The sequence below is a fragment of the Buchnera aphidicola (Cinara kochiana kochiana) genome (assembly GCF_900698905.1).
GTDB lineage: Bacteria > Pseudomonadota > Gammaproteobacteria > Enterobacterales > Enterobacteriaceae > Buchnera_F > Buchnera_F aphidicola_W.
Window position 1 is genome coordinate 1 of the sequence record NZ_LR217707.1, and the last position, 19,740, is coordinate 19,740.

Consider the following 19,740-nt stretch of genomic DNA (forward strand, 5'->3'; position numbering starts at 1 on the left):
CAAATATATACAAATAATTTTTAGGGAAAAATATGGTTTTTTATGAAAAATTTGATATTATTGTAATTGGGGGCGGACATTCAGGTACAGAAGCAGCATCTGCTTCTTCAAGGATGGGGCAAAAAACTTTATTATTAACGCAAAATATAGATACTATTGGCACTTTATCTTGTAATCCAGCTATTGGAGGTTTAGGAAAAAGTCAATTAGTTAAAGAGATTGATGCAATGGGTGGTTTAATGGCACGGGTAACTGATTATTCAGGAATTCAATTTAGAAAATTAAATTCCAGAAAAGGATCTGCAGTACAATCTACGCGCGTCCAAACAGATAGATTTTTATATAAAAAGAAAATACAATATTTTTTAAATAATCAAAATAATTTAACTATTCTTGAAAAGGAAGTATTTGATTTAATTATTAAAAATAATCAAGTATATGGAGTTATTACTCATGACGGTAATTGTTTTAAAAGTTCTGCTGTTATATTAACAACTGGTACATTTTTAAATGGAAATATGTATATTGGCTCTGAAATATTATCAGGAGGTAGACGAGGTGATTTTAACTCATCAAAATTAGCTAATAATTTAAAAAAATATCCTTTTAGAATTGGACGACTAAAAACAGGTACCCCTCCACGTCTAAATATTAATACTATTAATTTTAATGATTTAGAAACACAATGGGGTGACGAACCTACTCCTTGTTTTTCTTTTACTGGAAATATTTTACAACATCCTAAACAAGTACCTTGTCATATTACGTACACAAATATAAATACACATAAATTAATTAAAAAAAATTTATATAATAGTCCGTTATATAACGGTATTATTACTGGAATAGGACCTAGATATTGTCCTTCTATTGAAGACAAAATAGTTCGTTTTCCTGATAAAAATCGTCATCAAATATTTTTAGAACCTGAAGGTATCAATAGTGAAATTATTTATCCTAATGGAATTTCTACTAGTTTATCTGTGGATGTACAAATAAAAATGGTACAATCTATAAAGGGACTAGAACATGCACAGATCATCCATCCTGGATATGCTGTAGAATATGATTTTTTTGATCCTAGAGATTTAAAAATGACATTGGAATCAAAAATTATTAAAAAATTATTTTTGGCAGGACAAATTAACGGAACTACTGGTTATGAAGAAGCTGGTGCTCAAGGATTATTAGCGGGCATAAATGCCGCTTTATTCGTTCAGAAAAAACCTTCTTGGTACCCAAAACGAGATCAAGCATATATTGGTGTGTTAATTGACGATTTATGTAATAAGGGTACTTTAGAGCCTTACCGTATGTTTACTGCTAGAGCAGAGTATCGATTGTTATTACGTGAAAATAATGCTGATGATCGTTTAACTAAAATTGGTTATGAACTAGGTTTAGTTAACCAAAAACAATGGGTGATGTTTTCTAAAAAAAATTATAAAATTAAACAAGAATGTCAAAGATTAAAAAATATTATAATTACACCTAAGTTAGTTAATCATTTTTTTAAACATAACAACTTAAATATTACTTTAAAAAAAAATTGTAGTGCTTTTGATTTTTTACGTCGACCTGATATTACATATGATATTTTAATTAATTTTGTAAATAGTTTTATATCTGAAAAATTATTTATAAAAAATAAAATAATTACTGAAGAAATTGAAACTCAAAGTAAATATTATGGATATATTCAACGACAACAAAAAGAAGCAAGAAAAAATATACGTTATGAATACATAAAGTTATCTTCTATTCAAGATTATAAGTGTATTACTGGTCTATCTAACGAAGTAGTTACAAAATTAAATGAATATCGTCCTTATTCTATTGGTCAAGCTTCTCGTATTCCGGGAATAACACCTACAGCAATTTCTATTTTGCTTATTTTTTTAAAGAAAAATAAATCTTTATATTAAAATTTATTTTTTATAAAAATTTTTATAAAAAATATTATCTTAATTAAGTTTTGGCAGGTTTATTAAATTTATGTCCTGCCGAAATTAATATAAATTTATTATTTATAGGAATTTAAATTACTTATACATCAATATTTTGTGCATATAAAGCATTTTTTTGTATAAATTTTTTTCTAGGTTCTACCGCATCTCCCATTAATGTACTGAATAATTGATTTGCTAAATTGGCATCTCGCATTGTGATTTGTAACATTTTTCGAGTTTTAGGATTCATAGTAGTTGTCCATAATTGTTCAGGATTCATTTCACCTAATCCTTTATATCTTTGTATATGAATAAATTTTTGTGTTTCTTTGATTAGTAAATCAATTGCATTATCAATATTTTTAAATATAAATTTTTTATTATGAAATTTTATATATGCATTATTTTTAATAATGTAATTAATTTTTTTTATAAATTTTAAAAATATCTTGTATTTTGATGTTACAAAAAAATTTTTTTTTAAGTGATATGAACAAAATTTTTTTTTATCATTAATATTTAATATTGGTTCATAGTGTGATTTATTTTTTTTAATACAATAAGAATATATATATTTTTTATATAAAATTTTTTGATTTTGTAGATTTTGTATTAATTGCTTAATCCATTCTTTAACATTTTTTTTATTTTTTAAATTTTGTAAAGGGAAAATATAAAGTATTGTTTTGTATAAAAATATTGGTATTTTTGTATCAATAGAAAAATATTTTTTTTTAAGTTTTTGATATTTATCCATAACAATAGAAAATTTTTTATTAATTTTTTTATTATTTTTTTTTTCTATATACTGTATATAACTATTTTTTTTAACAACTTTGTATTGATATTTATATAATTTTTTTGAATTCATTATATATGTTTCTTTTTTTCCTTGTTTAATTCTATACAATGGTGGTTGTGCAATATATATATGTCCTTTTTCTATCAATTCCGGCATTTGTCGAAAAAAAAATGTTAATAATAATGTTCTAATATGTAAACCATCTACATCCGCATCCGTCATAATTATGATATAATGATATCTTAATTTTTTAAAATTATATTCTTCTTTGCCAAAACCACAACCTAAAGCTGTAATTAATGTAATTAATTCAGGAGAAGTTATTATTTTTTCAAATCGAGCTTTTTCTATATTTAATATTTTGCCTTTTAATGGCAATACTGCTTGATTTTTTCTGTTTCTTCCTTGTTTAGCTGATCCTCCAGCTGAGTCACCTTCTACTAAGTAAATTTCTGAAAAAACAGGATCTTTTTCTTGACAGTCAGATAATTTACCTGGTAGGTTAGTAACCTCTAATAATCCTTTTTTACGTGTAATTTCACGAGCTTTTCTTGCTGCTTCTCTAGATCGTGCGGATTGTGTAATTTTGTTTACAATTATTTTAGCATCTTTTGGGTTTTCTAATAAAAAATTCATCAAATGTTCATTTAATAGTGTTTCAACAACTGATTTTACTTCTGAAGATACTAATTTTTCTTTTGTTTGGGAAGAAAATTTTGGATTAAACATTTTAATTGAAATTAATGCCGTTAATCCTTCTCTTGTATCTTCACCAGTAACAGTAATTTTATTTTTTTTATGTAATTTTTCTTTATCAGAAAAATAATTTAAAGTACGTGTTAGAGCTGCACGAAATCCGGATAAATGACTACCTCCGTCTTGTTGTGGTACATTATTAGTAAAACACAATATTTTTTCTTGAAATGTGGTATTCCACTGCATAGCTATATTTACTTCAATAGATTTTTTTTGTTTTTGAAATATAAAAATTTTATTATGTATTGGTTGTTTATTTTTATTAATATATTTTATAAATGATTTAATACCTCCTTTATGAAAATATTGAAATTTTTTTTTATTTTTTAGATCTTTTAATTTAATTTTTACATTATTATTTAAAAATGATAGCTCTTGTAATCTTTTTTCTAAGATTTCGCATTGAAAAATATTATGATTAGTGAAAATATTTTTATTTGGCCAAAAACGAATTTTTGTTCCTTTTCTCTTTGTTTTTCCTGAATATGATAATGATTTTTGAGGATTTCCACAAAAATATTGTTGCTGATATTTTTTTTTATCACGATAGATACATAAATCTAATTTTTCTGATAATGCGTTTACTACAGAAATACCTACACCATGTAAACCGCCAGATACTTTATATGAATTTTCATCAAATTTTCCACCTGCATGTAATACAGTCATAATAACTTCAGCAGCTGATACACCTACTTCTGGGTGAATATCAATCGGTATTCCCCTTCCGTTATCTCGTACAGACACAGAATTATCAGTATGAATAGTTACTTCAATTAAGTTGCAATATCCAGCTAAGGCTTCATCTATAGAGTTGTCTACTACTTCGAAAACCATATGATGTAATCCAGTACCATCATCAGTATCACCGATATACATACCTGGTCGTTTTCTAACTGCATCTAATCCTTTTAATATTTTTATATTGGAAGAAGTATATAAATTTGACATGTATTGTCCTGTTTTAATCAGTGATATTTAGTATATAGAATTTTGTACAAAAAATTAAATTATTTAAATAAATTTATATTTTTAAAGGCATAATTATGTATTTTATTTCTTTTTGTATATTTGATTGAATTTGTATACTTGAAATCGGCATATTAAAAATAATATTAATTTTATTACTTTTCAATACATTAAGGACATCAAGTAAATAGAAAACATTCACAGAAAATGAAATATTTGGGTAATTGTAATCAATAAAAAAAGAATCACATGATTCCTCATCTTCTTGATTATTTGACGTTATTGTTAATAAATTTTTTGAAAAATTTAAACAAACACCTTTAAAAGTAGTATTGCATAAAATTGATGTTTTTAATAATGATTCTTTTAATTTTTCTACTGAAACTAAAATACAATATGTGTATTTATTCAAAATAACATCATTATAATTTGGAAAATTACCATTTATTAATTTAGTAATCATTAGTATTTCGTTAATTTGAAATGATATATAATGATGATGAATAGTAATTCTTACTGTATCTGTTGTATAGATTAATAATCTATATAATTCTAAAATAGATTTTTTATTAATGATTACAGAAAAATAAGATATATTTAAATTTAAATGAGTTTTATACATAGATAATCTATGTCCGTCTGTAGTAACTCCATATAGATAATTATTTTTATATTCTAATAACATTCCATTTAAAGTATTTCGAATATCATTATTAGCTATAGAAAAATATGTTAACAATATTGTTTCTTTTAACACTAATTGTGATATAAGGAATATTTCTTTATTTGTAACTGTCTTAAATATTGGAAAACTATTACATGAAATTGTATTTATTTTAAATAAACTATTAGATATTTTAATGTGTATTTTTTCATTAATTAATTGAAAATGTAATTCTGTATTGTCTTTTGTATTACGACAGATATTAAATATTTTTTTTCCAGAAACTGTAATACAGCCTCCTGTATAATAAGTGAAATATTTTTTATCTATATATGTATTTAATTCTATTTCTAATGTAGAGCTAGTTAATTTAAGTATATTTTGGTTAATTTTTAGAATTATATTTTCTAATATTGGAAATATTGTATTTTTTGTAATAATTTTATTGATTTTTTTAAAAGATTTTAAAAAATCATTTTTTTTAATTTTGAATTCCATATTTTATAAATTTAGTTAGTTATTTTTATTGATGTTATAATAAATTATCTTGATTTTATAATAAATTTAGATCTATTTTTTAAAATTATCTCGGATATTTTTATATCAAAAAAATATAAAAACTTTTTTGGATTATTAATATAAAAATATTATTTTATTATTTTTATGTCTTGAATTTTTTAAAAAAATATGTTTTTATTTTTTTAAAAAACATTTTGAATTTTTGCCAATTCTATTAATATAATCAGAATAACAGTTTTTATTAATATAATTTTTTATTTTTTTAAATAATGCTTAAAATATATATGGTAATTCTTGTTATATATATTTTTTAAGAAAATAATTAAACATGACGTGTTAATGATATATTAAGAGAATTACTAATAATTTTTAAGATTCTTAATAAAATTGTTTTATATTGAAGGTATCATATTTTTATTAAAATTTTTTAAATTTTCAATAAATTCATACAATAAATAGTAAGCTGATTGATTTGATTTGTCTTTAATTAAATTATGAAATTAATATTTTCGATAAATATTATTATTAAAAAATGATTTTATTTTTAATTTTTTTTATTTAATATATCTATTATATTTAAAAGTATTTTGTAATTATATAATTTGTATATTACTTTTTGAAAATTTTTTATAGTTTTTTTTATTTATTTTATTACAATATGGTTAGGGATATACAAGATAATTGAATTTTTATATTTTAATAGATATATCTATATAGTAAATTTTATTAGTGATGATTTTAATTTTAATTATCTTTTGTAACTGTTAATCTAATTAACTAAAATATATTTTTAACTTTATAATAGGAAAAAATTTATGAAACGTACTTTCCAACCATCTGTCATTAAACGTAATCGTACTCATGGTTTTCGTGCCCGTATGTCTTCTAAAGGTGGTAGGAATATACTATCGCATAGACGTTCAAAGTCACGTTCCATTTTATGTGTATAAAAATTTTTTATGAAATCACGTAATATCTCTCAATTTTTTTTTAGTAAAAAATTACGGTTATTATCTAATAATCAATTTCAATGTGTGTATAATAAAAATTATAAAATTGATATCAAGTCATTTATTATGTTAAGATGTTTAAATTATTTAAAATTCCCAAGATTAGGTATTTCTATTGCTAAAAAAAATATTATGTATGCACATGATCGTAATAGGATTAAACGTTTAATTAGAGAAAGTTTTCGTTTAATTCAACACAACTTATTATTAATGGATTTTATTATTATTGTAAAAAAAAACACACATTTGCTAAGTAATAGTAATATATTACGTTTTTTGCAAAAATTATGGTGTTATAATAATAAAAATAATTTTTTAAATATAAATAAAGTATAAATAAATTTATGTACTGTGAATTCATGATATTTTATTTTTTAGTTTTATTTGATGAGACAATTTTATGATATATTTTAAACGTATTTTCTTTATAATATCTTGTGTTTTATTCTCTTTTTTAATATGGAACTTTTGGAATACACATTTTTCTATAAATCAAAATAATTTAAAGGTAAATAATTTTATACATAATATTTCTAATATTAATGATAATTATAACAATCAGTTCACTGATACACAAAATAATTTTTTATCATTAAATATTAAGTTATTAAACAGAAATAATAAATATATTAATATCTTACAATATTATAGATATGTCAAGATATCATCTTTATTAACTATTTTACAAAATAAAAAAAAAACTACTTACAACTTTATAAATAAGATTATTAATAATCAATATCATGATATACAAAATATTAAAAAATTTATATATTTTTCAAAATTAAAATTATATAAAAAATTACTTAATTTTAAAATAATTAACGTTTTTACAAAAAAAAAACTAAATAGCAATATTTTTTATTTAAAGATAATTTCTATAATAAAAAATTTATATCACTTCAATATATACGATTGTATTAAGAATCAAATTAATTATATTATATACAATTATGTACATTATAATATATTTAATATTTTGATATCTGTTAAAAAAAATAATTTTTTTTTAATTTATCATAAAAATTATCAAAAATTTAGTTTTAATAATTTTTTTAAAACTTATTTTAATAAACGAATAGGATCTGTAATACAAAACAAAATATTAAAAATTTTTAAAAATTTAAAAATTAATGTAAAACGTAGTTGGTTATATATATTTATTTATCCATTATTTTATTTGTTAAATTTTTTTTATAAATTACTAAATAATTGGGGTGTTTCTATTATTTTAGTAACTATTTTATTAAAAATAGTTACATATCCGATAACAAAATTACAATACGTATCTATTTTAAAAATAAAATTACTAAAACCTGAAATAAAGCAAATAAAACATCAATTACATGATGATGTAAATACTATAAATAAAAAAATTTTTTTATTGTATCAATCTAAACAAATTAATCCATTAATTAATTTATTATCTGCAATTTTACAAGCTCCTATATTTTTAGCTTTTTATTATGTGTTAGCTTCTTCAATTGAATTACATCACGCACCTTTTATTTTTTGGATTCGTGATTTATCTAGTTATGATCCATATTATATTTTACCTATGTGTATTAGTATAAGTGTTTTATTTACACAATTTAATGAATTAAATTTTAAAAATATTTTTAAACAAAAAAATTTTTTATGTATTCTTCCTGTTTTATATACTGGTTTTTTTATTTGGTTACCTTCTGGTTTAGCATTATATTATTTAACTAGTAATATCTTTACTTATTTGCAGCAATGGATAATACGCCGTAATTTTGTTAAAAATAAATAATATTTTTTAATTAAATTAAATAATTATTTATTAATATAAATGTTATTTATATTAATAAAAATATTTTATATATTTGGAATAAAAATAAAATATGATTTTTTATGAAACTATTGTAGCTCCTGCAACAGCTGTTGGTCAATCAGGTATTGGAATTATACGAATTTCTGGATCTTCTGTTGCAATAATAATAAAAAAATTTTTAAATATTTCCATGAAAGAACGATTTGCTCATTATACATCTTTTTTAGATATTAATGGTAACATCATTGATTATGGTATTGCTTTATTTTTTTCTGCTCCTCGATCATTTACAGGTGAAGATATATTAGAGTTTCATGGTCACGGAAATCCTGTTTTGTTAGATTTATTAATAGAAAATATATTATTGGTTAAAAATGTTCGTATTGCTCGTCCAGGAGAATTTACAGAAAGAGCTTTTTTAAATAAAAAAATAGATTTAATTCAAGCAGAAGCAATTAGTGATATAATCAGCGCACAATCTAAACTTGCAGTGAAATCTGCGTTGCGTTCTTTATCAGGTGTTTTTTCAAAAAAAATATATGTTGTTATTAATCAATTAAAATCTTTGTATTCTAGAATAGAAGCTATTATTAATTTTCCTGATGAAATAAGTCATGAATTTAATGTAACAGATAATTTATTCAAAATAATTCAGTTACTAAAAAATTTAATATGTGTTGCACAAAAAAATCATGTATTACAAAAAGGTATAAAAATAGTTATAGCTGGACCGCCTAATGTTGGTAAATCAAGTTTATTTAATTATTTGTCTAATCAAAAAATTTCAATTGTTACTAATATTCCAGGAACTACCCGTGATGTATTACATAATAATATATATATAAACGGTATATCTTGTGAATTATTAGATACTGCAGGATTACGTGCAAGTAACGATGTTATTGAAAAAATAGGTATAAAGTTAGCAAAAAAGAATATTTACTGTTCTGATCATATTTTGTTTGTATTAGATATTACTCATGATAGTCATGTTAATAATCAAATGATATTGAATAGTATACATAATTTACAGAAAAATCAAAATATTACATTTATTTTTAACAAAATAGATCTTGTTGATCAAATACCGCAAGTAAAAATTATATATGAAAAATTTTTGTGTTTTTATTTGTCAGTAAAAAATAGACGGGGGGTAAATTTACTCCATAATAGACTTAAAAAGATATCTAGTATTTCAAATAATACTGAAGGTATTTTTTTAGCACGACGTAGACATATAGAAGGATTAGAAAAGGCGTTAAAATATTTAATGATTGGTAAAACGGATTGGTTAGAAAATGAAAATATTGAATTGTTATCTGATAATATACGTTTAGCAATGCAAAGTTTATCTATAATCACAGGAAAATTTAGTAATGATGATTTGTTAAATAAAATTTTTTCTGAGTTTTGTATTGGCAAATAAAATATTTTTTATAAAATATTAATTTTACCAAAATAATTTGCCCGAAGGCGGAATTGAACCACCGACACGGGGATTTTCAGTCCCCTGCTCTACCAACTGAGCTATTCGGGCATTAAAATTATTAAACATCAAAATATTTATTTTGTCAATGATTTTATTAAATAAAAATTTTTATTTATTTATAAAATATTACTAATATTTGTGTATTCAACAATTTGTATATTTAATTTCTTTAAAATACTCGAATATATTTAAAAATATTTACAAATATTTATGATTATTTTATAATTATTTTAATAGATAAAAATTGATTTTTATCGTTATTTATTAAATTTAATAAAAATAATAATTAAATAAAAATTTAAATAAACCCCTTGAAATTCTTTATTGAGATCCATATATTCTTTATATATAAGAGTACATTAAAAAAATACTGACAGTTACGTTATTTTTGTAAAAATGTATTTTATTTATTAAAGAGGATTAAAATATGAAACTTCGTCCATTGCATGATAGGGTAATTATTAAACGTAATGAAGCCGAATTAAAATCTGCTGGTGGTATTGTATTAACTGGATCTGCAGCTGGAAAATCTACTCGCGGAGTAGTAATTGCGGTAGGAAAAGGTCGAATTTTAGATAATGGTAATATTAAAAAATTAGATGTTAAAGTTGGTGATGTCATTATATTTAATGAAGGTTATGGAGCAAAAACTGAAAACATTAATAATGAAGAAGTTTTAATTCTTACTGAAAGTGATATTCTTGCAATTGTAGAAGAATAATATAATTAATTAACAAACTAATAATTTTAAATTTTGAGGACATTTCAAATGGCAGCAAAAGATGTAAAATTTGGTAATGAAGCTCGAATTAAAATGCTTCGCGGAGTTAATGTTTTAGCTGATGCGGTGAAGGTAACATTAGGTCCTAAAGGAAGAAATGTTGTCTTAGATAAATCTTTTGGACCTCCAAGTATCACAAAAGATGGTGTATCAGTAGCACGAGAAATTGAATTAGAAGATAAATTTGAAAATATGGGCGCTCAAATGGTTAAAGAAGTTGCATCAAAGGCAAATGATGCAGCGGGTGATGGAACCACGACAGCAACTTTATTAGCACAATCTATAGTAAATGAGGGTTTAAAAGCAGTAGCTGCTGGTATGAATCCTATGGATTTAAAACGTGGAATTGATAAAGCTGTTATTCATGCTGTTGATGAATTAAAAAAAATATCAGTTCCTTGTGCAGATTCAAAAGCAATTACACAAGTAGGTACTATTTCTGCTAATGCAGATGAAAAAGTAGGTAGCTTAATAGCTGAAGCAATGGAAAAAGTAGGAAATGATGGAGTTATTACGGTTGAAGAAGGTACAGGCTTACAAAATGAATTAGAAGTAGTAAAAGGTATGCAATTTGATAGAGGATATTTATCTCCATATTTTATCAATAAACCAGATACTGGATTAGTAGAATTAGATAATCCGTATATATTAATGGCAGATAAAAAAATATCTAATATTCGTGAATTGTTACCAATTTTGGAGTCAGTGGCTAAATCAAGTAAACCATTATTAATTATCGCAGAAGATTTAGAAGGTGAAGCATTAGCAACTTTAGTTGTAAACTCTATGAGAGGTATTGTTAAAGTATCAGCAGTCAAAGCACCTGGTTTTGGTGATCGTCGTAAAGCAATGTTACAAGATATTTCTATTCTTACAGGTGGTTCTGTTATATCCGAAGAATTAGCTATGGAATTAGAAAAATCTTCTTTAGAAGATTTAGGTCAAGCAAAACGTGTAGTTATTAGTAAAGATGCAACTACTATTATTGGCGGTAATGGTAACAAGAATAATATTAAAGGTCGTATTAATCAAATTAGACAAGAAATTAATGAAGCAACTTCTGATTATGATAAAGAAAAGTTAAATGAACGTTTAGCTAAATTATCTGGTGGTGTAGCAGTATTAAAAGTAGGAGCAGCTACCGAAGTTGAAATGAAAGAAAAAAAAGCTCGTGTTGAAGACGCATTACATGCAACAAGAGCTGCGGTAGAAGAAGGAGTAGTACCAGGCGGAGGAGTAGCATTAGTTCGAGTAGCAGAAACAATTTCTCGTATTAATGGTCAAAATGAAGATCAAAATGTTGGAATACGAGTAGCATTACGTGCTATGGAAGCTCCTTTACGCCAAATTGTTGCAAATTCTGGCGAAGAACCGTCTGTAGTAACTAATAATGTAAAAGATGGACATGGTAATTATGGTTATAATGCGGCTACTGATGAATATGGAGATATGATATCTTTTGGAATTTTAGATCCTACTAAAGTTACTCGATCTGCATTACAGTATGCAGCGTCTGTTGCAGGATTAATGATTACTACAGAATGTATGGTAACAGATCTTCCCAAAGATGAAAAATCTTCCTCTGATTTAAGCACTCCTCCAGGCGGCGGAATGGGTGGTGGAATGGGTGGCATGATGTAGTTGTTATTTTTTAATTTTATTTAAAATAAAATATTACTATTATAGAAATAATAAATTATGTTACTTTTGATAGATTAATAGTCTCCTTGTTCTCTAGAATGATAACTATGTGAGAACAAGGGATTATATTTATTGTTGAGATATATATTATGACAGCTTATAGCGGTAACTCTTTAAAAGCAGGAGTAAAAATTTTATTAAATAACGATCCGTGTGAAATTCAATTTAGTGAATTTATTAAACCAGGCAAAGGACAAGCTTTTGTTAGGATTAAATTAAAGCAACTTTTAACAGGAAAATTGTTAAATAAAACTGTTAAAGCGACTGATATTTTTTATTCAACAAATGTTATAGAAATTAATGCAGTATATTTATATACTAATCAATCTGTTTGGGTATTTATGAATCAAGAAAATTTTGAACATATTCATGTATCACATAAATTTTTATTTAGTTCCGAAAAATGGTTAACAAATTTATCTAAATGTAGAATTACTTTATGGAATAATTCACCTATTGCTGTTCATATAGATAATTTTGTACATTTACAAGTACAAGAGACAGATATTGTAGTGAAAGGCGACACCATTAATTCATCCACTAAATTGGTGACTGTAGAGACTGGAGCTATTGTACGTGTACCTTTATTTATTAAAAAAGGAGATACTATTAAAATAGATACACGTAACGGAAAATATATTTCTCGCGTGACTAGTTGATTAAAATATATTATCAATATTTTTAATATTTATTTATTGCCGTGTATATTTTTACGATAACTTTCCCATTCAAATGTCAACCATAAGCTATTACCCAAGCACATTCTATCAACTACTCGTTCTCCTAATAAATTTTTTAGTTGTTGATGATTTAAATTAGATAACATTCCAGTAGATTTTTTTGATGAAGAACGTCTATCTATGACTTGATTAATGATCATTTTTTCGTATCTAGATTCTATTTGCATACCAATTTCATCAATTATAAGTAAATCTACTGTACTTAAATTTTGTAATAATTTTTCTTCAGTTATTTTTGTCAATGATCGATTAAAAGTACTTTTTATAGTAGACATTAAGTCTGCTACTGTAATTATTAATATATTATATCCTTGTAAAATCAAATAATTACCAATAGCTGAAGCTAAGTGATTTTTTCCAGTTCCCGGTCGTCCTGAAAATATAAAACTTGCAATATTATTTTTAAAATTTTCTGCATATTTACGTGCTGCATAAAGAACTTTTCTATGTCCTTCATGATTAATATGGTAGTTATTAAAAGAACAATTTACATATAATTCTTTTATTCCTGATCGACCTAATGTTCTTTTTATTTTCATGACTTTGTTTTTACGTATAATAGATTCAGAATATTTCTTTCCTTGTTCTTGATTCCATATAAGTAGTTCTTTATCGTTATAAAATTTTGGTTGTATATATGCCGGCATTATTTTTTTTAATTTTGTTAAAAAATCAGTTATTTTGTATTGTTTTTTTTTCATAATTATTTTTATTGATAAAATATTTATAAAAATTATATTAAAGTTGTTTGTGCATCTTTATTTGTATGTATTTATAATTAACAATTTTTAACTATAAATATAAAAAATAAAAATATGTAGATATATTGCAAACATTTATAGATTGTGTACAATAGATTTATTATAGTTTATATAATAAATAAATTTATTTAATTTGTATTAAAATATATATATTAATATTTTTTTTAAACAATACTTATTTTATATTAATATTGATTTATAAAATAATGAAAGCGATACAATTCCAATATTTTTTTTTTTAATTAATTTCCAATTATCAGGTATATATATATTATCATCAATATGCTCAATATATATAATTGAATTATTATGAGTCCAATTATATTGTTCTAAATATTTTATGGATATATTGAGCAATAACTTATTATTAAACGGTGGATCTAAATATATAATATCAAACGGTTTACCGTTTTTTCTTAACCATTTTATTGTATTTACGTGAATAACGGATATATTATTAATTGAAAAAATTTGTATTGTTTTTATTAATTTGTTCACCAAAATATAATTTTTTTCTAATGCTATTACTGATTGTGCTAATCGAGATACTGATTCTATACTCAAATTTCCGCTACCTGAAAAACAATCTAAACATATAGAATCTTTTATATAATTTTGTAACCAATTAAATAATACTTGTTTAACACAATTTCTAGTGGGTCGTACATTTGTTTTAGTTACTGAATGTAATATTCGATTTTTTAAAAATCCTCCAGTAACACGAATTTTTTTTCGTTTATTCTTTTTAGTTTTCATGTTTATAAATTGATTATGGAATTTTAGTATATAAAATATTATAAAACATAATATAGTAAAAACTCGAGGTTTTATATGTTTAATAAAAAAAAAATTTTTTTTCTGCATTAAATTTTTTTTCTAAAAATAAAAAAAAAATTGATATCATTAAAAATGATAATACAAATGTTTTATCTAAATCTACGAAAAATACTTCTAAAAAACCAGTTTTTTCTTTTTTAAGTAATTACGCGAATATTGCAAAAAATTTTTTTATTAATAAAATTAATAGTATTTTTTCCAATAAAACAATTGATAAACATATTTTTAAAGAATTAAAAAATTTATTATTATTATCTGATTTTGGAGTTGTTGCTACTGAAAAGATTTTATATACGTTTAAAAAAAATATTCTTAAAAAGAATATTTCGGATACTAAAGTAGCTATTATATATTTTAAAACTCTATTATTAAAGATGTTAACAACTTCACAAAAATTTGAGTATTGTTGTTTTGAAGAAATTCCGTTTGTTATTCTTATTGTTGGAGTAAATGGTGTAGGTAAAACTACTACTGCTGTGAAATTAGCATATTTTTATAAACAACTTGGTCATTCAGTGCTTTTGGCTGCAGGGGATACATTTCGATCTGCTGCTGTAGATCAATTAGTAGAATTGGGATTAACGTATGATATTCCGGTATTTTCAAAGCCAATAGGATCCGATTCTGCTTCAGTAGTATTTGATGCAGTTAATTTAGCAATAAAACAAGAAAAAAAAATTTTAATTATTGATACAGCGGGTCGTTTACATAATAAAAATCATTTAATTCAAGAATTACAAAAAATTAATCGAGTAATTAAAAAATGTTTACCTATTGCGCCTCAGGAAATTTTTTTAATATTAGATGCAGGAATTGGTCAAAATTCTATACAACAAGCTAAAATTTTTTCTTCTCATATAAAGATTACTGGATCTATTGTAACTAAATTAGATGGAACAGCTAAAGGGGGTATAATTTTTTCTATTGTTAACGAATTAATGATCCCTGTTCGTTATATTGGTGTAGGAGAAAAAATAAAAGATTTGCAATTATTTAATCAAAAAAAGTTTATTGATGGTTTTTTTAATATTAAGTTATAGACTATAATTAGTAATTTACTAATTGATAAATTTATAAGAATAAATAGTACATATTTTAATTTTGGGATAAAATGAAAAAAATAAAAAATCAAATTAATCCAGTTAATTTTTTTAATATTGGTAGTTTAGACGCATATATTCGGATGGCAAATTCTTTTTCTATTTTATCACCAAAAAAAGAAAGATTTCTTGCAAATAAAATATATTTTTATAGCGATATAGAGTCAGCAAAATTATTAATTTTATCTAATTTACGTTTTGTCATTCTTGTTGCAAGAAATTATTCAGGGTATGGTTTACCTCAAGCAGATTTAGTTCAAGAAGGAAATATTGGATTAATGAAAGCGATTAGACGATTTAATCCTAATATTAATGTTCGCTTAATTTCTTTTGCTGTACATTGGATAAAATCTGAAATTCATGAGTATGTTTTGAAAAATTGGCGTATAGTAAAAGTTGCAACAACTAAAGCTCAGCGAAAATTATTTTTTAATTTAAGAAAATCAAAAAAACGATTAGGTTGGTTTAATCGTCATGAAATAGATATTGTAGCACGTGAGTTAGGAGTTAGTCAGCAGGAAGTAACAGAAATGGAAGCTCGAATGTCAGCTCAGGATATTACATTAGATATTACGGCGCCAGATTCTCAATCTGAATATACTATAAGTAATATACGAGCATCTTTTTTTTTAGAAGACAAAAAGTCAAATTTTGCAGTACAGATAGAACAAGATGATTGGGCATCACATGCCACTAATAAATTAAGTAATGCGTTACTAGTATTAGACGAGCGAAGTCAACAAATTATTAAGAGACGTTGGTTAGATCAAGATAATTCTAAAATTACTTTACAAGCAATTGCTCGAGATTACGGTATTTCAGCAGAACGAGTAAGGCAATTAGAAAAAAATGCTATGAAAAAATTAAAAATAGCAATTGAAGCATAATAATTTTATAAATTTTTTATTAATTATTTAATTATTTAATTATTGATTTTTAAAAATTATTTTTTATTAAAATATAATTTTTTTAATTTTATGTCTAAAAATTAGCTAGCATTATTTTAAATATATTTATGTTATCTTTTATATCTAAATTAAATTAAATAGTTATTTAATGACATTAATATTTTTCTTAAATATAGCAATTTATTTTTTAAATTTGTGATAAATAAAAAATAATATTATTATTCATTTGTATAAATAAAAATAAATTCTTAGATAAATTTTATTTATATTTGCATGTTGTGTATGAGATGAATTATATATTTTATATATAATTAAATTAATTTTTCTGATATATTAAATGTATTTATTTAATTAAATTGTATATATCATTTTAATTTATTAATTTATCTCATAAATGATAATAATTATGCTTGACGATTATCATCATTAATTTTTATTTTTAAAATATTATTATTAATATAAATGTAATAGGAAAATTTATATATGGCTATAAAAAATCATATACTAGGATTTCCTAGAATTGGTTTGCATCGTGAATTAAAATTTGCTTTAGAAAGTTATTGGTCAAAAAAAATTACATTAAATGACTTATTAGCTGTTGGTAAAAAAATTAGATATAGCAATTGGAAATACCAAGCCGATAGTGGTTTAGATTATGTAACAGTAGGTGATTTTGCATGGTATGATCACGTTTTAAACATTAGTATGATGATTAATAATATTCCAGAAAGACATCAAATTAATGAACAAAAAATAAATTTAGATACTTTATTTAGAGTTGCTCGGGGATCTAGGTTAGTTAATAAAAACTGTTCAGCATCTGAAATGACAAAATGGTTTAATACAAATTATCATTATATTGTACCTGAATTTACACTTGATCAAAAATTTTGCTTTTCTTGGAAACAAATTATTGAAGAAACTGACGAAGCATTAGCGTTAGGTTATACTGTAAAACCAGTTTTATTAGGTCCTCTTACTTATATTTGGTTAGGAAAAGTAAAAGGAATTAATTTTAATAAATTAGATCTTTTAGAAAGAATAATTCCTATTTATCAAGAAGTTTTAGCAGAGTTATCTAAAAGAAAAATTGAATGGATTCAGATCGATGAACCTATTTTGGTTTTAGATATCTCAAAAGAATGGAAACAAGCGTTTATTAAAACATACCAACAAATACACATTGTTAATACAGCAAAAATTTTATTATCTACATATTTTGGCGATATACATCATAACTTAGATATAGTTAATATATTATCAATTGATGGTTTACATATTGATTTAATTGCTGGAAAATATGATTTATCTCAATTACATAATTATTTTAATAAAAAATATTTGTTATCTTTAGGTGTTATTAATGGTCGTAATATTTGGAAATCTGATTTATTGACATGGTTTACTAAATTAAAATCTTTTATGAAATTTAGAAATGTTTTTTGGATTAGTACATCTTGTTCTTTATTGCATGTTCCGTTAGATTTGTCATTAGAGGATAATTTAACAGATTTTGTAAAATCTTGGTTTTCATTTGGTATGCAAAAATGTTTGGAATTATCTATTTTATCACGTGTTTTGAATGGAAAATTAGATATAGAAGAAATATATCATTGGATTAAACCAATTAATGCATATAAATCATCCAATATTGTTAATAATATTGTAGTACAAAATCGTTTGTTACAAATTTCTTCTGATCACATGAAGAGAAAAAATAGTTTTTTTGTTCGTTCTAAGGTTCAAAAATTAAACTTAAATTTACCTATATTACCAACAACTACTATTGGTTCTTTTCCACAAACATCAGATATTAGGAAATTACGTTTAGATTATAAAAACAAAAAAATTAGTCAATTAGATTATGAAGATTCAATTAAAGAGTATATTAAAAATAATATTATTCAACAAGAAAAATTAGGTTTGGATGTTTTAGTTCACGGAGAACCGGAACGAAATGATATGGTAGAATATTTTAGTGAATATTTGGAAGGTTTCGTTTTTACACAATACGGATGGGTTCAAAGTTATGGTTCACGTTGTGTTAAACCGCCAATTATTGTAGGAGATATTAGTCGAATTACTCCAATTACAGTGATGTGGTCTAAGTTTGCTCAAAAATTGACTAAAAAACCGATCAAGGCAATGTTAACCGGACCGGTAACAATTTTATGTTGGTCATTTCCTCGTGAAGATATTTCTAAAGAAAATATTGCTAAGCAAATTGCTTTAGCTTTAAGGGATGAAGTGTTAGATTTAGAACATGCCGGAATTAATATTATCCAAATTGACGAGCCTGCTTTACGGGAAGGATTACCGTTAAGAAAAAATAATTGGAACGATTATTTATCTTGGGCTGTTAAATCTTTTCAATTATGTTCCTCAGGTGTAAAAGATAAAACACAAATTCATACTCATATGTGTTATTGTGAGTTTAATGATATTATGTCAGCTATAGTAGATTTGGATGTTGATGTTATTACTGTTGAAACATCTCGTTCAGATATGGAGTTATTGGAATTTTTTAAAAACTTTAAATATCCCAATGATATTGGGCCTGGAGTATATGATATTCATTCTCCAAATATTCCGACTATTAATTGGATTGAACAATTATTAATGAAAGCTATCGAATATATTCCAATACAACAGTTGTGGGTAAATCCTGATTGTGGTTTAAAAACACGTACTTGGATGGAAACATCATTGGCTTTGCAAAATATGATACAGGCTACTATTAATGTTCGAAAAAAAATTCTAACGAAATAAATATAAATTTTTATTCCACTTCATGCAATCTCATTCAATTTTGATTGTATTTAGTGGTAATAATATTTTGATTTTATTGACGTAATAATTTGTTAAATGTTAAATAATATATTTATATGTAAATATATAAAAATTATTGTTGTTAATTAAAAATTTTATATTTTACAGATGTTTATGAATAATTTTTTAT

At 23.5% G+C, this 19,740-nt stretch carries 15 protein-coding genes and 1 tRNA gene; 11 read left to right on the forward strand and 5 right to left on the reverse strand.

Annotation, left to right across the window (positions count from 1 at the left end; translation table 11 throughout):
* The first annotated feature begins 32 nt into the window (after window positions 1-32).
* The gene (mnmG, locus tag BUCIKOCA2762_RS00005) at window positions 33-1,925 is read left to right on the forward strand and encodes a tRNA uridine-5-carboxymethylaminomethyl(34) synthesis enzyme MnmG (protein WP_154028204.1); all 1,893 of its coding nucleotides are present in this window, start codon (window positions 33-35) and stop codon (window positions 1,923-1,925) included.
* Between the two features lie 121 nt (window positions 1,926-2,046).
* On the opposite strand, the gene gyrB is transcribed toward mnmG, so the two are convergent.
* Together gyrB and dnaN are read right to left on the reverse strand one after the other, a co-directional pair.
* Complete coding sequence (gene gyrB, locus BUCIKOCA2762_RS00010; protein WP_154028206.1) at window positions 2,047-4,458, reverse strand: DNA topoisomerase (ATP-hydrolyzing) subunit B; 2,412 nt, start codon at window positions 4,456-4,458, stop codon at window positions 2,047-2,049.
* 73 nt (window positions 4,459-4,531) lie between these two features.
* Window positions 4,532-5,638: a DNA polymerase III subunit beta gene (gene dnaN, locus BUCIKOCA2762_RS00015; protein ID WP_154028208.1), complete on the reverse strand. Its 1,107-nt coding sequence runs from the start codon at window positions 5,636-5,638 to the stop codon at window positions 4,532-4,534.
* An 836-nt stretch (window positions 5,639-6,474) separates the two neighbouring features.
* Here dnaN and rpmH point away from each other — a divergent pair.
* The 4 genes from rpmH (at window position 6,475) to mnmE (ending at window position 9,890) form a co-directional block, all read left to right on the forward strand.
* Complete coding sequence (gene rpmH, locus BUCIKOCA2762_RS00020; RefSeq protein WP_154028210.1) at window positions 6,475-6,609, forward strand: 50S ribosomal protein L34; 135 nt, start codon at window positions 6,475-6,477, stop codon at window positions 6,607-6,609.
* 9 nt (window positions 6,610-6,618) lie between these two features.
* Complete coding sequence (gene rnpA, locus BUCIKOCA2762_RS00025) at window positions 6,619-7,005, forward strand: ribonuclease P protein component (RefSeq protein WP_232036824.1); 387 nt, start codon at window positions 6,619-6,621, stop codon at window positions 7,003-7,005.
* Between the two features lie 64 nt (window positions 7,006-7,069).
* Entirely contained in the window at window positions 7,070-8,443 is a 1,374-nt protein-coding gene (gene yidC / locus BUCIKOCA2762_RS00030) for a membrane protein insertase YidC (RefSeq protein WP_154028212.1), read from the forward strand.
* A gap of 91 nt (window positions 8,444-8,534) precedes the next feature.
* Entirely contained in the window at window positions 8,535-9,890 is a 1,356-nt protein-coding gene (gene mnmE, locus BUCIKOCA2762_RS00035; protein ID WP_154028214.1) for a tRNA uridine-5-carboxymethylaminomethyl(34) synthesis GTPase MnmE, read from the forward strand.
* Window positions 9,891-9,928: 38 nt separating this feature from the next.
* Here mnmE and BUCIKOCA2762_RS00040 read toward each other — a convergent pair.
* Window positions 9,929-10,001: transfer RNA gene (locus tag BUCIKOCA2762_RS00040), tRNA-Phe, on the reverse strand.
* Window positions 10,002-10,380: 379 nt separating this feature from the next.
* On the opposite strand from BUCIKOCA2762_RS00040, the gene BUCIKOCA2762_RS00045 reads away from it, so the two are divergent.
* The 3 genes from BUCIKOCA2762_RS00045 to efp all read left to right on the forward strand — a co-directional run bounded on the left by BUCIKOCA2762_RS00045 (window position 10,381) and on the right by efp (window position 13,094).
* The gene (locus tag BUCIKOCA2762_RS00045) at window positions 10,381-10,674 is read left to right on the forward strand and encodes a co-chaperone GroES (RefSeq protein WP_154028216.1); all 294 of its coding nucleotides are present in this window, start codon (window positions 10,381-10,383) and stop codon (window positions 10,672-10,674) included.
* Window positions 10,675-10,722: 48 nt separating this feature from the next.
* Window positions 10,723-12,375 (forward strand): chaperonin GroEL, encoded by a 1,653-nt coding sequence (gene groL, locus BUCIKOCA2762_RS00050; RefSeq protein ID WP_154028219.1) that lies wholly within the window; start codon window positions 10,723-10,725, stop codon window positions 12,373-12,375.
* Window positions 12,376-12,524: 149 nt separating this feature from the next.
* On the forward strand, window positions 12,525-13,094 hold the full coding sequence (gene efp, locus BUCIKOCA2762_RS00055) for an elongation factor P (RefSeq protein WP_172598345.1): 570 nt from the start codon (window positions 12,525-12,527) through the stop codon (window positions 13,092-13,094).
* Window positions 13,095-13,123: 29 nt separating this feature from the next.
* Here efp and dnaC read toward each other — a convergent pair whose 3' ends face one another.
* Entirely contained in the window at window positions 13,124-13,876 is a 753-nt protein-coding gene (dnaC, locus tag BUCIKOCA2762_RS00060) for a DNA replication protein DnaC (RefSeq protein ID WP_154028223.1), read from the reverse strand.
* Between the two features lie 240 nt (window positions 13,877-14,116).
* On the reverse strand, window positions 14,117-14,692 hold the full coding sequence (gene rsmD, locus BUCIKOCA2762_RS00065) for a 16S rRNA (guanine(966)-N(2))-methyltransferase RsmD (RefSeq protein ID WP_154028225.1): 576 nt from the start codon (window positions 14,690-14,692) through the stop codon (window positions 14,117-14,119).
* 263 nt (window positions 14,693-14,955) lie between these two features.
* On the opposite strand from rsmD, the gene ftsY reads away from it, so the two are divergent.
* The 3 genes from ftsY to metE all read left to right on the forward strand — a co-directional run bounded on the left by ftsY (window position 14,956) and on the right by metE (window position 19,550).
* Entirely contained in the window at window positions 14,956-15,813 is an 858-nt protein-coding gene (gene ftsY / locus BUCIKOCA2762_RS00070) for a signal recognition particle-docking protein FtsY (protein WP_269471965.1), read from the forward strand.
* Window positions 15,814-15,884: 71 nt separating this feature from the next.
* Window positions 15,885-16,760, forward strand: coding sequence for an RNA polymerase sigma factor RpoH (rpoH, locus tag BUCIKOCA2762_RS00075; protein WP_154028229.1), 876 nt, complete (start codon window positions 15,885-15,887; stop codon window positions 16,758-16,760).
* A 504-nt stretch (window positions 16,761-17,264) separates the two neighbouring features.
* On the forward strand, window positions 17,265-19,550 hold the full coding sequence (metE, locus tag BUCIKOCA2762_RS00080) for a 5-methyltetrahydropteroyltriglutamate--homocysteine S-methyltransferase (RefSeq protein ID WP_154028231.1): 2,286 nt from the start codon (window positions 17,265-17,267) through the stop codon (window positions 19,548-19,550).
* The last annotated feature ends 190 nt before the right edge of the window (window positions 19,551-19,740 follow it).